At 67.1% G+C, this 13,139-nt stretch carries 14 protein-coding genes; 12 read left to right on the top strand and 2 right to left on the bottom strand.

The genetic code is table 11. The annotated features are described in order from the left end of the window. Positions 1-162: 162 nt before the first annotated feature. Positions 163-504, top strand: a complete 342-nt coding sequence (locus IEW85_RS05460; RefSeq protein WP_188683452.1) for a hypothetical protein — start codon at positions 163-165, stop codon at positions 502-504. 38 nt (positions 505-542) lie between these two features. Here the strand turns inward: IEW85_RS05460 and IEW85_RS05455 are convergent, their stop codons facing one another. Then, positions 543-1,103, bottom strand: a complete 561-nt coding sequence (locus IEW85_RS05455) for a DUF6892 domain-containing protein (protein ID WP_188683450.1) — start codon at positions 1,101-1,103, stop codon at positions 543-545. A gap of 99 nt (positions 1,104-1,202) precedes the next feature. Between IEW85_RS05455 and IEW85_RS05450 the strand changes: the two genes are divergently transcribed. From IEW85_RS05450 to pucL, 7 genes are all read left to right on the top strand, one after another. Then, on the top strand, positions 1,203-2,225 hold the full coding sequence (locus tag IEW85_RS05450) for a DUF6177 family protein (protein ID WP_188683448.1): 1,023 nt from the start codon (positions 1,203-1,205) through the stop codon (positions 2,223-2,225). Then, a complete protein-coding gene (locus IEW85_RS05445; protein ID WP_188683446.1) occupies positions 2,222-2,566 on the top strand; it encodes a hypothetical protein in 345 nt (114 codons plus the stop codon). The genes IEW85_RS05450 and IEW85_RS05445 overlap by 4 nt, the downstream gene beginning before the upstream one ends. 232 nt (positions 2,567-2,798) lie before the next feature. After that, a complete protein-coding gene (locus tag IEW85_RS05440) occupies positions 2,799-4,040 on the top strand; it encodes a pyridoxal-phosphate-dependent aminotransferase family protein (protein WP_229658821.1) in 1,242 nt (413 codons plus the stop codon). Further along, positions 4,040-5,365 carry an allantoate amidohydrolase gene (locus tag IEW85_RS05435; protein WP_188683444.1) on the top strand — a complete coding sequence of 442 codons (1,326 nt, stop codon included), beginning with the start codon at positions 4,040-4,042 and terminating at the stop codon, positions 5,363-5,365. Before IEW85_RS05440 ends, IEW85_RS05435 begins: the two co-directional genes overlap by 1 nt. Positions 5,366-5,367: 2 nt before the next feature. After that, positions 5,368-6,231, top strand: a complete 864-nt coding sequence (locus IEW85_RS05430; protein WP_188683442.1) for a MurR/RpiR family transcriptional regulator — start codon at positions 5,368-5,370, stop codon at positions 6,229-6,231. A gap of 30 nt (positions 6,232-6,261) precedes the next feature. After that, positions 6,262-6,588 carry a hydroxyisourate hydrolase gene (gene uraH, locus IEW85_RS05425; RefSeq protein ID WP_188683440.1) on the top strand — a complete coding sequence of 109 codons (327 nt, stop codon included), beginning with the start codon at positions 6,262-6,264 and terminating at the stop codon, positions 6,586-6,588. A gap of 29 nt (positions 6,589-6,617) precedes the next feature. Then, positions 6,618-7,538, top strand: a complete 921-nt coding sequence (gene pucL, locus IEW85_RS05420) for a factor-independent urate hydroxylase (RefSeq protein WP_188683438.1) — start codon at positions 6,618-6,620, stop codon at positions 7,536-7,538. A 12-nt stretch (positions 7,539-7,550) separates the two neighbouring features. Here pucL and IEW85_RS05415 read toward each other — a convergent pair whose 3' ends face one another. Beyond that, positions 7,551-8,105: a hypothetical protein gene (locus IEW85_RS05415; protein ID WP_188683436.1), complete on the bottom strand. Its 555-nt coding sequence runs from the start codon at positions 8,103-8,105 to the stop codon at positions 7,551-7,553. Between the two features lie 382 nt (positions 8,106-8,487). Between IEW85_RS05415 and IEW85_RS05410 the strand changes: the two genes are divergently transcribed. The 4 genes from IEW85_RS05410 to IEW85_RS05395 all read left to right on the top strand — a co-directional run bounded on the left by IEW85_RS05410 (position 8,488) and on the right by IEW85_RS05395 (position 13,100). Further along, positions 8,488-9,933 (top strand): uracil-xanthine permease family protein, encoded by a 1,446-nt coding sequence (locus IEW85_RS05410; RefSeq protein WP_188683434.1) that lies wholly within the window; start codon positions 8,488-8,490, stop codon positions 9,931-9,933. 104 nt (positions 9,934-10,037) lie between these two features. Beyond that, on the top strand, positions 10,038-11,459 hold the full coding sequence (gene allB / locus IEW85_RS05405) for an allantoinase AllB (RefSeq protein WP_188683432.1): 1,422 nt from the start codon (positions 10,038-10,040) through the stop codon (positions 11,457-11,459). Next, positions 11,456-12,451, top strand: a complete 996-nt coding sequence (locus IEW85_RS05400) for an adenosine deaminase (protein WP_188683430.1) — start codon at positions 11,456-11,458, stop codon at positions 12,449-12,451. The genes allB and IEW85_RS05400 overlap by 4 nt, the downstream gene beginning before the upstream one ends. A gap of 43 nt (positions 12,452-12,494) precedes the next feature. Beyond that, entirely contained in the window at positions 12,495-13,100 is a 606-nt protein-coding gene (locus tag IEW85_RS05395; protein ID WP_188683427.1) for a nucleotidyltransferase family protein, read from the top strand. The last annotated feature ends 39 nt before the right edge of the window (positions 13,101-13,139 follow it).

Here is a 13,139-nt window from a genome sequence, read left to right as displayed (position 1 = left end):
ATCGGGGCATTACGGTGAGTCATGGAGACCTCCGGTTTATCGACTTGTGAGTGTGATTACCCACATCGATACCGGAGGTCTCCTCTTTACGTCACCTGTTCACAACGTTCCGGGGCATTACACCTAGACGTCATCAAGCTGCGAGCAGGAGCAGTCGACGAAGTGGATGATGAAACGGCTGCTGAAGAGGTCCTGGCCGATATCGAGGAGGCTTGGACAGGTGATGATGGCTGGGAGTTGGAAGACGTCGGCACGACGTCCGGCAGAGGGGACTTCACCGGAGTCTCCCGCTATACGTACACACGGGAGTGGGGCGGAACGCTCGACAGTCAGGCGCATGTCGACCATGTGCATCATGAGGAGTCAGACGGACGTGCGATTCAGATCCGGATCACCGGAGACTGCCTGCGCCATATCGACGGTCGGTCCAGCGTAGGGGAGTATGAGTTCGATATGCCGTCGTTCGAAGGTTACAGCTGGGATCAGGAGGACGACTCCGACTGAGCGCTGACTGGAGGCGCGCTGCCGGCGTCGGGCGGTGGTCACACGATGCGGAGGTTGGGGAAGGTCTCCGGGTCGATGCCTTCGCTCTCGGGCGTTCCGGCGGCCACGATGATCTCGATGCCGGCTTCGGCCATCGGGCGCAGCGTCTCGAGACGGACGATGTAGCCGCCCACGAGGTTCACGGTGGTGAGGTTCCGGAGCTGTTCGAAGCCGCTGATGTCTTGAACGGTGAAGCGGTCATCGGTCCCACCCCAATCGCCGCCGTCGGCATCCACCCAGTCGTAGCCTCGGCCGCCGGCCTCGAAGGTGAGCTGCTGCACCGAGTCCAGGGCTTCTTGGGATAGAGGGAGGTCCGCGATGAAGCGCATGATCTCCGGGGAAGGGGAAGGCGAGGGGACTGGAGCGCGCATCAGCATCTCCTGCTCGAATGCTGAAGGGCTGGGGAACACCGCCAGCAGCTCATCGTCGTAGCGGCCCCGAATCTGGTCCAGCGCGTTGACCGTTTCGGGCGGAAGGCCGACCGGGCCTTCCATGATGTCGCTCATCACCGCGATCTTGAACCGAATGTCGGCAAACCGCCCTGTGGAGTCTCGGATCATGGAGGGCCTCCTTCGCGCTGCAGGTTCCTGGCCATGTCAGAGCCTATGCCAAGATGGTCCTGAAAAGCTCACCGGCCCAGCGACCAGGGAGGAGCGGTGGTGCAGGAACGGTACTGGCCCGTGGCCGATGAATGGGCCGGAGATTTCGCCGTGCATGTCGCCGGCCCTACTTCTGTCATCCGCTACACCGCGGCACTTCGGGCACTCTTCCAGACGGTGGAGAAGCATAAGAAGACCGCTGTGCTGCACAGCAGCCCGCAGCATGTGCTCTCTCCGGTCACAGCGACTGCAGTGGAGCTCACCGGTGGCTTTGGCCTTCAGCGGCGATATCGCTACGGGAAGCCGGGCCGTGCCGCAGCCTATTGGCACATCGCCGAGGGACCTGTAGGTCAGCAGGTGTTCTACAACGGGCTGACGGGACGCATGGCCGGAACCCGAGCTGAGCTGCGCGAGGTCGGGGACAACCCGCTCCACCCTCGGTTCGCCGCGGATGCGCACCCTCAGCAGGCTGCTCTGCGCTTCAGCGTCCACCGGCTCCGGCGGCCGGAGGAGGACGTTCCGATGGGTGCACTCGCTGAGTTCCTCCTCCCGCGCCTCGGGGGAGGGGCGCCAGAGGCTTGGGATCTGACCGAACCGCTCGCCAGGCCATGGAATGTGACCGATGTGGATGCCTCCGCCGAGCCTCTGGGCGGGGAGCCGCCCTTCGCCGTACCCGCTGTCTACTTCACAGATGGGCGCGGTGCCTGGGGATCCATCACGGTACGCCGGGATGAGGCGGGACTGATCGAACACACCTCAGGAAGCATTCCGTTGGGCCCCTATCCGCAGGACGTCCGCCCAGCGACTGACCTGGCCACTGCTGCTGCGCGAGATCTGGCCCAAGCCTTCCCATCCTGCGTGCAGGGGTTCTTCAGCCTGCGCGACGTGGACCCGGGCCTGTTCCGCAGCGTCCGTCCTCATGTCCCGGACCGCGCGCTCGCGCTCCTGGTCGGCCCGCGGGCGGCCCCGGATTTCACGTTCTGGGCTGAAGATCCTTCATATGGGGATGGGCGCATCGACGTCGTGGGGTCCCACCCGTACCAAGCCGGGATCGTCACGTTCGGAGGAGACGACCTGCTATGAGCCTGCAGTACGCCATGTTGAGCCGCAATCCATGGACTACGAACAGCCTGGACAAGACCATCGCCAAGATGAAGTCCTCCTTGCCGTTCCAATGGGCGCTGTCCGAGGACGGGGAAGCGGCTGATCTGATCGGCCCCGATGGATACCTGCTGCTCTCCGTGCACCGTTCGCGGCCGATCCTCTACCGGGAGCATGCGGCGTCGATGATCGTCGGTCCGCCGAAGACGTTCCACCTCTGGACCGACGTCAGTGTCCCGGCCTATGCCCCGCAGGGTCCCGCGATGGATGCGTTGAACGCCCTCGCCCGTGCCTGCCGCGGCACAGCCCACCAGGTGGTCTAGAGGAGGCGCGCGGGAGGCGCGCTGCCGGCGTCGGGCCCTGGTGTGACCACCGAGTTCTCTACCGCCTTCGCGACAAATCTCTCGGGAGAACCGGGGTGAGATGTCGTCAAGTCAGGTGAACTCTGCCCCTCCCGCCCCAAGCGACCTCGCCCCACGCCACCCCCCACCCTGTCTCCAGAGTTTCAACCGCCTGTTTCATCCCTGAAACATTCGTTTCAGTAGACTGGTGATCATGAACGACTCCTCTCCTGCCACGGCACAGATCAATCCCCCTCAGCGCCTGCTGATGGGCCCGGGCCCCGTGAACGCGGATCCGCGCGTGCACCGGGCCATGTCCGCCCAGCTGGTCGGGCAGTATGACCCCTCCATGACCGGGTACATGAACGAGGTCATGGAGCTCTACCGGGGAGTCTTCAAGACCCAGAACGAGGCCACCCTGCTCATCGACGGCACCTCCCGCGCCGGCATCGAGGCCGCGTTGGTCTCCCTGGTGGAGCCCGGTCAGAAGGTCCTCATCCCGGTCTTCGGCCGCTTCGGCTACCTGCTCAAGGAGATCGCCGTGCGCGTGGGCGCAGAGGTCGCCGTCCGGGAGAAGGACTGGGGTCAGGTCTTCACCGCCGAGGAGATCGAGCAGGCCATCATCGAGGAGAAGCCCACTCTGCTGGCCCTGGTCCAGGGCGACACCTCCACCACCATGAACCAGCCGCTGGAGGGCATCGGCGAGATCTGCGCCAAGCGCGGCGTGCTGTTCTACACCGACGCCACCGCCTCTTTGGGCGGCAACGAGTTCCTCGCCGATGAGTGGGGGATCGACGCCGCCACCGCCGGCCTGCAGAAATGCCTGGGCGGCCCCTCCGGATCCAGCCCCATCACCCTGAGCGAGAAGGCCGTGGAGACCGTCCGCGCCCGCCGCCACGTGGAGGAGGGCATCTCCGACGGCACTGCCGGTCAGGGCACCCGCATCGCCTCCAACTACTTCGACCTGGCCATGATCCTCGACTACTGGGGGCCGCAGCGGCTGAACCACCACACCGAGGCCACCACTATGCTCTACGGCGCCCGCGAATGCGCCCGCCTGCTGCTGCAGGAGGGGATGGACACCGCCATCGAGCGCCACAGCCTCCACGGCGAGGCCATGCTCGCCGGCGTCCAGGGCCTGGGCCTGAAGGTCTTCGGCGACGTCGCCCACAAGATGAACAACGTGGTCGCCGTGGAGATCCCCGCAGGGGTCGACGGCGACGCCGCCCGCAACGCCATGCTCACCGACTACGGCATCGAGATCGGCACCAGCTTCGGCCCGCTCCACGGCAAGGTCTGGCGCATCGGGACCATGGGATACAACGCCCGCAAGGACGCCGTGCTGCTGACCCTGGCCGCACTGGAGCAGGTGCTGCGCTCCGCCGGCGCGCAGATCACCGCAGGTGGCGGCGTCGGCGCAGCACAGGAGATCTACCAGAATGAGGTGACCGCGTGATGACCTACCAGCCCTCCGAGGCCACGATGGCCGCAGCCCAGCGCATCATGGACCGCTGTGATGAGCTGGCCGGAATCACAGCCCTCAGCGACGACGCCGGCCAGCCCGCCGGCATCCTGCGCTCCTACCTCACCCCGGAGCACGCCGAGCACAACGCCCTGGCCGCCGCATGGATGACCGAGGTGGGCCTGTCCACCTGGCAGGACGCCGCCGGCAACCAGTGCGCACGCCTGGAAGGCAGCCAGGACGGCCTCCCGGCCCTGATGCTCGCCTCCCATCTGGACACAGTCCCCGACGCCGGCCGCTACGACGGCATCCTGGGCGTACTGCTGGCCATCGAGGTCGCGCGCCGGGTCAAGGAGCGCGTCCAGCAGACCGGCGAGCAGCTGCCCTTCGCCCTGGAGGTCGCCGCCTACGCCGATGAGGAGGGCACTCGGTTCGGCACCACGCTGCTGGGCTCCTGGGCCATGGCCGGCAAATGGCAGCAGGCCTGGTGGGACCAGACCGACGCCGACGGCGTGACCCTGCGCGAGGCCTTCACCCGCTTCGGCCTGGACCCTGAGCGCATCACCGAGGCCGCCCGGAAGCCGGAGGACCTGGTGGGCTACCTCGAGGCTCATATCGAGCAGGGCCCCTACCTGGAGGTCGACGGCCGCCCGCTGGGCGTGGTCACCAGCATCGCCGGGGCCCGCCGCTTCCTGATCTCGGTCATCGGGGAGGCCCGCCATGCCGGTGGAACCCCCTATGAGCGCCGCAGGGACGCGCTGATCGGCGCTTCCCAGGCCGTGCTGGACATCGAGCGCATCGCTCGGGACCAGGGTGCCATCGCCACCGTCGGCCAGCTGGAGGCCCAGCCCGGTGCGGTCAATGTGGTGCCCGGCCGCGCCGACTTCTCTCTGGATCTGCGCGCCGAGCAGGACGCCGTGCGCGACGGCGCCTGGGACACCATCCGCGCCGCCGTGGAGGAGTTCTGCGCAGGCCGCGGACTGCAGGTGGAGATCGAGGAGATCCACAGTGCTCCCACCGTCTGCTGTGATGACACGCTGCGCCAGGCCGTGGTGGCCGGCGTCGGCACCACAGGGGACACCGACCCGATGCACCTGTACTCCCGCGCCGGTCATGACGCGATGGCCATGGCGGCGGTCACTGACTTCGCCATGCTCTTCACCCGCTGCGAGGACGGCATCAGCCACCACCCGGCGGAGAACGTGATCCTCGAGGACGTGGCCTATGCGCTGGACGCCTTCGAGGCCGCCGTCTGGACGGTGGCGGAGTCACACCAGGAGAAGAAGCCGGCGCACACTGCGGATGCGGGTAGCCTCTGATCATGGCTGAGGAGACACCGCGCGAGATCAGGATCGACGCCCGCATCGACGCCAGATACGGCAGTCTGCCCCCGCAGGAGCGCCGGGTGGCGGACTTCCTGCTGGAACATCTGGGCGATCTGGCGATCTTCTCCGCCGCGGACATCTCCCGGGAGACCGGGGTCTCTAAGGCCACCGTCTCCAGGCTCTTCCGCAAACTCGACTTCGACGACTTCAAAGAGGTCCGCGACCACGCCCGCGCACTGCGCCACCGCGGTCTGCCCACCGCCTCCCCGGTGATCACCGGGGACAGCGAGGACAGCTCGGGTGTGGCCCGCCACGAGGCCAAGGAGCAGGAGAACCTCTCTCGGCTGGTGGCCCTGCTCGGCGACGGGCGGCTCACCGATGCGGTGGGCCGGATCGCAGCTGCCGAGCGGGTGGTCATCGTGGGGCTGCGCAACAGCTACCCCGTGGCGCTGCACCTGCACCAGCAGCTCATCCAGGCGCGCGACCAGGTCCGCGTGGCCCCGCAGCCGGGACAGACACTCGGCGAGGAGGTCGCCGGGCTGGGGGAGAAGGACCTGGTCATCGCCATCGGGTTCCGCCGCCGTCCCGCCGTCTTCCAGCGGCTGATCGACCGGCTGGAGCAGTCACCGGTGCAGGTGATCTGCATCGGCGACGGCACCTCGCGCCGCTACGCCGTCCAGGCCGACTGCTGGCTGGAGTGCCCCATCGACTCCGCCGGCGCCTTCGACTCCTACGCCACCGCCATGTCCCTGGTGGGTGTGCTGGCCAACAGCGTGCTCAACGAGCGGATCAGTACCGGGCGCAAGCGGATCTCCGCCATCGCTGCCGTCTACGACGACCTCGACGAGCTGGAACTCTGACCACCCGATCACAGACGAGGAGCATCACCGATGAGCTTCATCACCACCCATGTGCTCAACAACGCCACCGGGCTGCCCGCCGCAGGGATCGGTGTCGAGCTCTCCGATGCTGAGGGTGCCGTCATCGCCACCGGCGTGACTGACGACGACGGCCGCATCGGCGATCTGGGCCCCGAGAGCCTGGATTCTGGCACCTACCGGCTGCGCTTGGCCGTGGGGGAGTACTTCGCATCCCGTGGCGAGGAGACCTTCTTCCCGGAGGTCACCATCGCCTTCGCAGCAGACGCCGACGCCGGCCACTACCACGTGCCGCTGCTGCTGAGCCCCTTCGCCTACTCAACCTACCGCGGCAGCTGAGCCGGCGGACCTGACAGAGAGGAACTTCCATGCCGAACCCTGACATCGTCCTGGGGCCCAACCAGTACGGCAAGGCCGAAGTGCGTGTGGTCCGCGTCTACCGGGACACCGAGGTCCACACCATCAAGGACCTCAACGTCACCTCCCTGCTGCGCGGGAACTTCGACGACACCTTCCTGACCGGGGACAACACCACAGTGCTGACCACCGATGCGCAGAAGAACACCATCCACTCCTTCGCCAAGGAGAAGGGGATCAGCTCCCCGGAGGAGTTCCTGCTGGAGCTGGGCCGGCACTTCACCGCCATGGACCACGTGACCGGCGGCCGCTGGGAGACTGAGGCCTTCAACTGGGAGCGCATCCAGGTGCCCGGTCCCGACGGCGCCCCGGCAGGTCACAACCACTCCTTCGTGCGGAACAAGGATGACGTCCGCACCGCCGCGCTGACCGTGGAGGACGGCGTCGAGTATGTGCTGGGCGGCTTCAAGGACCTGACCGTGCTGAAGTCCACCGGCAGCGAGTTCCACGGCTACCCCAAGGATCGCTACACCACGCTGCCGGAGACCACCGACCGGATCATGGCCACCGACATCACCTCCCGCTGGCTCTTCCGTCCCGGTGCAGAGGGCGTGGACTACGACGCCGTCTACGCGCGCACCAAACAGATCATCATGGAGCAGTTCGCCCAGGTGCACTCGCTGTCCCTGCAGCAGACCCTCTATGCCGCCGGCGAGGCCGTGCTGGAGGAGTTCGAGGAGATCGAGGATATCCGGTTCGTCATGCCCAACAACCACCACTACCTGGTGGACCTGGAGCGGTTCGGCGTGGAGAACAACAATGAGGTCTTCGAGGCCGGTGTGCTGCCCTACGGCTTCATGAACGCCTCGGTGACCCGCGTCGGAGCCGAGCCCAAGCCCAAGGCATGGGAGTGGATCGGCGGCTTCTGCTGATCTCGGACTGGGTCAGCCTGCGCTGCCCTCTCCGTGCTCCTGCTCGATGTCTTCTACAGTGGGAGGCTCTTCGGAGCGGCGCTCTTCGCGCCAGCGTTCGCTGAACTCTTCGCGGACCTCCTGGATGCTGGAGTCGTTCGAGCACTTGGTCTGGTAGACGATGGTGACGTTCTCTGCGCCTACTCCTGAACGGACGAGGAAGATGCGATCCTCGGCAGAGCCTGCCCCGAAGTAGATGGTGCCCCGATCGTTGATGCCGCTGCTGTTGTTCTGATTCTCTGAGAGTCCGAGGTCAGCAGCGGCTGCTTCCGCCTGGGCATAGTACTGTTCCAGAGAATCTTCGTCGTGGTCCGGTATCTCGAAGCGGATCTCGTAGTTGTAGTGATTCGCAGGGCCGCACTCCCGGGGCCGAACCTCTTGTTCGAATCGGTCGATGTTGAAGTCTTCACCGTTGTCAGAGGTGATGACTTCCTCACCGAAGTGCTCGCGCAATGTGCTGACCACAGTCTCCAACTCCTGGATCTGATCAGCTTGGGTATCTCCGCCGTCGGGTTCCACCTGGGTCATCTGATGCGGAGCATCTGCCCCCGCAGCAGATTGCCCCTCGCCGCATGCTGTGAGGGAGATGGCGACGATGCCGAGCGTTGCGATCAGCCTCGCAGCTCGGTGCATGTCCTTCCCTTTCGTCTTAGGTTTCAATGCAATCAGCCTGGAACGGTTGAGGCTCTGATACTCAGAGACCGTATCGACACGTTTCTGGACACTGTCTGGAAGGTTACGCGTGACCCGCGCCGGAGCCGAGCCCAAGCCCAAGGCCTGGGAGTGGATCGGCGGGTTCTGCTGACAGAAACGAGCGTTTCGTCAGGCTCCCGCCAGGAGGAACAGAGGTTTCTCATGAAGGTAATGGCTGGGTAACACGGATCTAACACAGCGCCCATAGCGTGAAGCTATGAGCACTGAGACCACCCAGCGGCCGGACGCGAGCACCCAGCAGACTGCGCCTGCGGCGCAGGACCCGGTCAGCCAGATGCCGCCGCTGCGCAAAGCGGTGCCGCTGGCGGTCCAGCATCTGCTGGCGATGTTCGTGGGCAATGCCGCTCCGCCGCTGATCGTGGCCACCGCCATCGGCATGGCCGCCGGAGAGGTCACCCTCATGGTCCAGCTGGCCATGATCGTCTCCGGTGTGACCACTGTGCTGCAGACCCTCGGCGTGGGTCCGGTGGGCTCCCGCCTGCCGGTCATGCAGGGCACCAGCTTCGCCTTCCTGGCCGTGGCCATCCCGATCGCCGAGGAGTTCGGCATCGCCGCAGTCTTCGGCGGCGCCTTCATCGCCGGCTTCGCCCAGATCTTCTTCGGCACCACGCTGCGCTGGATCTCCCCGCTCTTCCCGCCGCTGGTCTGCGGGATCATCATCCTGATCATCGGCATCAAGCTGATGCCCACCGCGGTGGAGTACGCCGGCGGCGGCGCCCCGGCCCAGGACGCCGGAGACTTCGGCTCCCTGCACTACTACGGCATCGCCGCGCTGGTGGTGGCCGTGACCGTGATCTGCAACCAGTTCGGCCGGGGCCTGATCTCCGTGGCCGCCGTGCTGATCGGGCTGATCAGCGGCTATGTGGTGGCCGCGGCCTTCGGCATGGTCAGCTTCGAGGCCGTGGCCGAGGCCGACTGGTTCTTCGCGCCCCAGCCCATGCACTTCGGCCTGGACTTCACCAGCGGCGCCATCATCGCCATCACCGTGCTGGCCCTGGCCAGCTCCATGGAGTCCATCGGTGACCTCACCGCGGTGGCCCGCACCGGTGTGGGCCGGGCGCCCAAGGCCCGCGAGCTCAGCGGCGGTGTGGTGGCCGACGGCGTCGGGACCTCCGTGGGTGCGCTCTTCGGCGCCATGCCCAACACCACCTTCAGCCAGAACACCGGTGTCATCGCGCTCAGCGGTGTGGTCAGCCGGTTTGTGGTGGCCCTGGCCGGCGGCATCCTGGTCCTGGCTGGGTTCATCCCCAAGATCGCCGCACTGTTCAACACGGTGCCCTATGCAGTGCTGGGCGGCTCCGTGCTGGTCATGTTCTCGATGGTGGCCTCCGCCGGCATCCAGGTCATGGCCTCCGAGCTGATCAACCGCCGCTCCCTGCTGATCCTGGCGGTCTCGCTGGGACTGGGCATCGGCTTCTCGTTCGCCCCGGAGGAGGCCACCGCCTCCTTCCATCCGGACATCGCCCTGCTGCTGACCACGGGCATCGTTCCGGCCATGCTCTCGGCCGTGCTGCTCAACGCCGTGCTGCCGGCCTGCGGTCCGGACCGCGAGCACGCCCCGGAGGGCTCCGCGGAGGACTCGGCCGAGGAGGCTGAGCAGGCCGCTGACCAGGAGACTTCTGCCCAGAGCGCGGCACGCTGACCCCGCAGTCCCCGAGACACTGTGTGAACACCGATTCAACCTGCGCGACATACATGGGACGTAGGGTGGAGGCAGGCAGCGAGCGGGCAGAAAGGCAGTCATCGATGATCCGTCATCTCATCGCGGAAGAGGTACTCGTGGAGGGGCGGTTCATCCCGGCCCGGGTGGAGATCGTCGATGGGCGCATCCTCGCCGTCCATGAGCTCGATCCCGGCGGTGCCAAGCATCAGCAAGAGATCATCCGCGCTTCCGAGGTGACTGCCGGCGTCGGGACCCTGCGGGTGCGCGACGGCATCAGAGTCCTGCCGGGCAATGTGGACACCCACGTGCACATCAACGAGCCCGGCCGCACCAGCTGGGAAGGCTTCGCCACCGCCACCGCCGCGGCCGCACTGGGTGGAGTCACCACGCTGGTGGATATGCCGTTGAACAGCATCCCGCCCACGGTCAGCACTGACGCCCTGGCCGAGAAGAAGGCCGCCGCCCAGGGGCAGACCTATGTGGACACCGGCTTCTGGGGCGGGATCGTCCCGGGCAACACCGCCGAGCTGCGGCCACTCTGGGAGGCCGGTGTCTTCGGCTTCAAATGCTTCCTGCTGCCTTCCGGAGTGGACGAGTTCCCGCCGGTCAGCATTCCCCAGCTGCGCGAGGCCATGACCGAGGTGGCCTCCTTCGACGGGCTGGTCATCGTCCACGCAGAGGACGCGGCCACCATCGACGCCGCCAGCGGAGCCGCCGCGGCCCCCTCCATCCCCAGCTACGCCGCCTGGGCCGGGACCCGCCCCCATGATGCGGAGGTCAAGGCGATCACCGCGCTGATCGAGACCGTCAGGGAGACCGGCTGCCGCACCCACATCCTCCACCTGGCCTCGGCCCAGGCGCTGGACATCATCAAGGACGCCCGCGATGAGGGCCTGCCGCTGACTGTGGAGACCTGCCCGCACTACCTGTGCTTCGAGGCGGAGAAGATCCCCGACGGCGCCGCCGAGTTCAAGTGCTGCCCGCCCATCCGTGACGCCGGCAACCGCGACGCGCTGTGGCAGGGCCTGCAGGACGGGCTGATCGACTGCATCGTCTCCGACCACTCACCGGCCACCTCCAAGGAGAAGTACCGGGGCGCCCCTGACCTGCAGCAGGCCTGGGGCGGGATCTCCGGGCTCCAGGTCGGATTCAACGCCGTGGCCCACCACGCCAGGGAGCGCGGCATCGGCCTGGAGCAGGTCTCCGCCTGGATGGCCCAGAACACCGCGCAGCAGGTGAACCTGGAGTCCAAGGGGAGCATCGGCGTCGGGAAGGATGCCGACTTCGCCTTCTACGACCCCAAGGAGACCCATGTGGTCTCCGCGCGCGGGCTGGCCCATAAGAACCCGGTGTCCGCCTATGACGGCCTGGAGCTGCAGGGGACCGTGGTGGGGTCGGTGGTGCGCGGAACTCAGCTGTTCTCCAGCCTGGACACCACGGATCCGCTGCCGTTGCAGGGCACTTTCCTGACCCACGTGCCATCTCCTGAAGGAGTCCTCGAGTGAGATTCGACCCGCCCGCCGCCGAGCTGCACATCCACATCGAGGGAACGCTGGAGCCTGAGCTCGTCTGCACCCTGGCGGAGCGCAACGGCACAGAGCTGCCCTACCGGGACATCGATGATCTGCGGTCCCGCTACGAGTTCGACGACCTGCAGTCCTTCCTGGACCTCTACTACGCCACCATGCAGGTGCTGCAGACCGAGCAGGATTTCGCCGATATGACCGCGGCCTACCTGGAGCGGGCGGCTGCCGGCGGGGTCCGCCACGTGGAGCTCTTCTTCGACCCGCAGGCCCACCTGGTCCGCGGCGTGGAGCTGAAGACCGTGGTGGACGGCATCTCCTCCGTGCTGGCCGAGAGCCGGGAGCGCTTCGGGGTCAGCAGCTCGCTGATCGTCTGCTTCCTGCGCGACCGTGATCCGGCCGAGGCCGTGACCGTGCTGAAGGATCTGCTGGAGATGGAGGCGCCGATCATCGGCGTCGGACTGGATTCCGCCGAGCGGGACTACCCGCCGCAGCTCTTCCAGGAGGCCTTCGAGCTGGCCGCCCGGCATGGCCTGCGCCGCGTGGCCCACGCGGGAGAGGAGGGCCCGGCCGAGTACGTATGGCAGGCCCTGGACGTGCTCGGCGCCGAGCGGATCGACCACGGTGTGCGCAGTCTGGAAGACCCGGAGCTGGTGAGCCGCCTGGCCGAGGAGCAGGTGCCGCTGACCGTCTGCCCGCTCTCCAACGTCCGGCTCAAGGGTGTGCCCAGCATCGCCGAGCACCCGCTGCCCGAGCTGCTGGAGGCCGGCCTGCTGGTCAGCATCCACTCCGATGACCCGGCCTACTTCGGTGGTTATGTGGACGACAACTTCCGGGCCATCGCCGAGCAGTTCAGCCTGGACGCCGAGGATCTGGCCCAGCTGGCCAAGAACTCCTTCACCTCCAGCTTCATCGACCAGCGCCGCCGCCAGGAGCTGCTGGCCGCAGTGGACACCTGGCTGGCCGAGGCCTGATCAGTCCGTTCCCGCTGAGCAGGGGAGTGCCAGACTGAGGAGTATGAGCACCACGACGGCGACCATCATCCTGGCAGCCGGGGCCGGCAGGCGCCTGGGCACCCGCAGCAAGGCCCTGCTGCGGGTGGGGTCTGGAGCTGAGCCGTTGGGCATCCGTGCGGTCCGCGCGGTTCTGGCCGCCGGAACCTCTCCTGTCCTGGTGCTGGGATCCGAGGCCCAGCAGGTGGAAGAGGAGCTGCGCCGTGCTGAGCCCGAGCTGATGGGCCGGTCCCATGTGGTGGCCGCCGAGCAGTGGGAAGCGGGGCTCTCGGCGTCGTTCCGTGCCGGAGTGAAGGCCGCGCACGACGCCGGCTTCGCCCGCTGTGCTGTGCTCCTGGTGGATCAGCCGGGTATCGACGAGCAGGCGCTCGCGGCCGTGCTGGGCGAGCATGAGCCCGGCCGGATCACCCGCGGCTGTGTGGAGTGGAGGCCCGGGCATCCGGTGGTCTTCGACATCGAGGACGCCCTGGCCGCGGCTGCGCTGGCCTCCGCCGATGAGGGTGCACGGTCCTATCTGAAGGCTCATGCGGGCCGCGTGGACCTGGTGGACATCACTGACCTCGCCGACGACGCCGACCTGGACACCCCCGAGGACCTCGCCTCCTCCTGATCCCACACGATTCTCGGCTTCACACGTTGCGTGGGCACG

The sequence above is a fragment of the Nesterenkonia cremea genome (assembly GCF_014642675.1).
In the GTDB taxonomy this organism is placed as follows: domain Bacteria; phylum Actinomycetota; class Actinomycetes; order Actinomycetales; family Micrococcaceae; genus Nesterenkonia; species Nesterenkonia cremea.
This window is presented reverse-complemented; position numbering and strand designations above follow the sequence as displayed.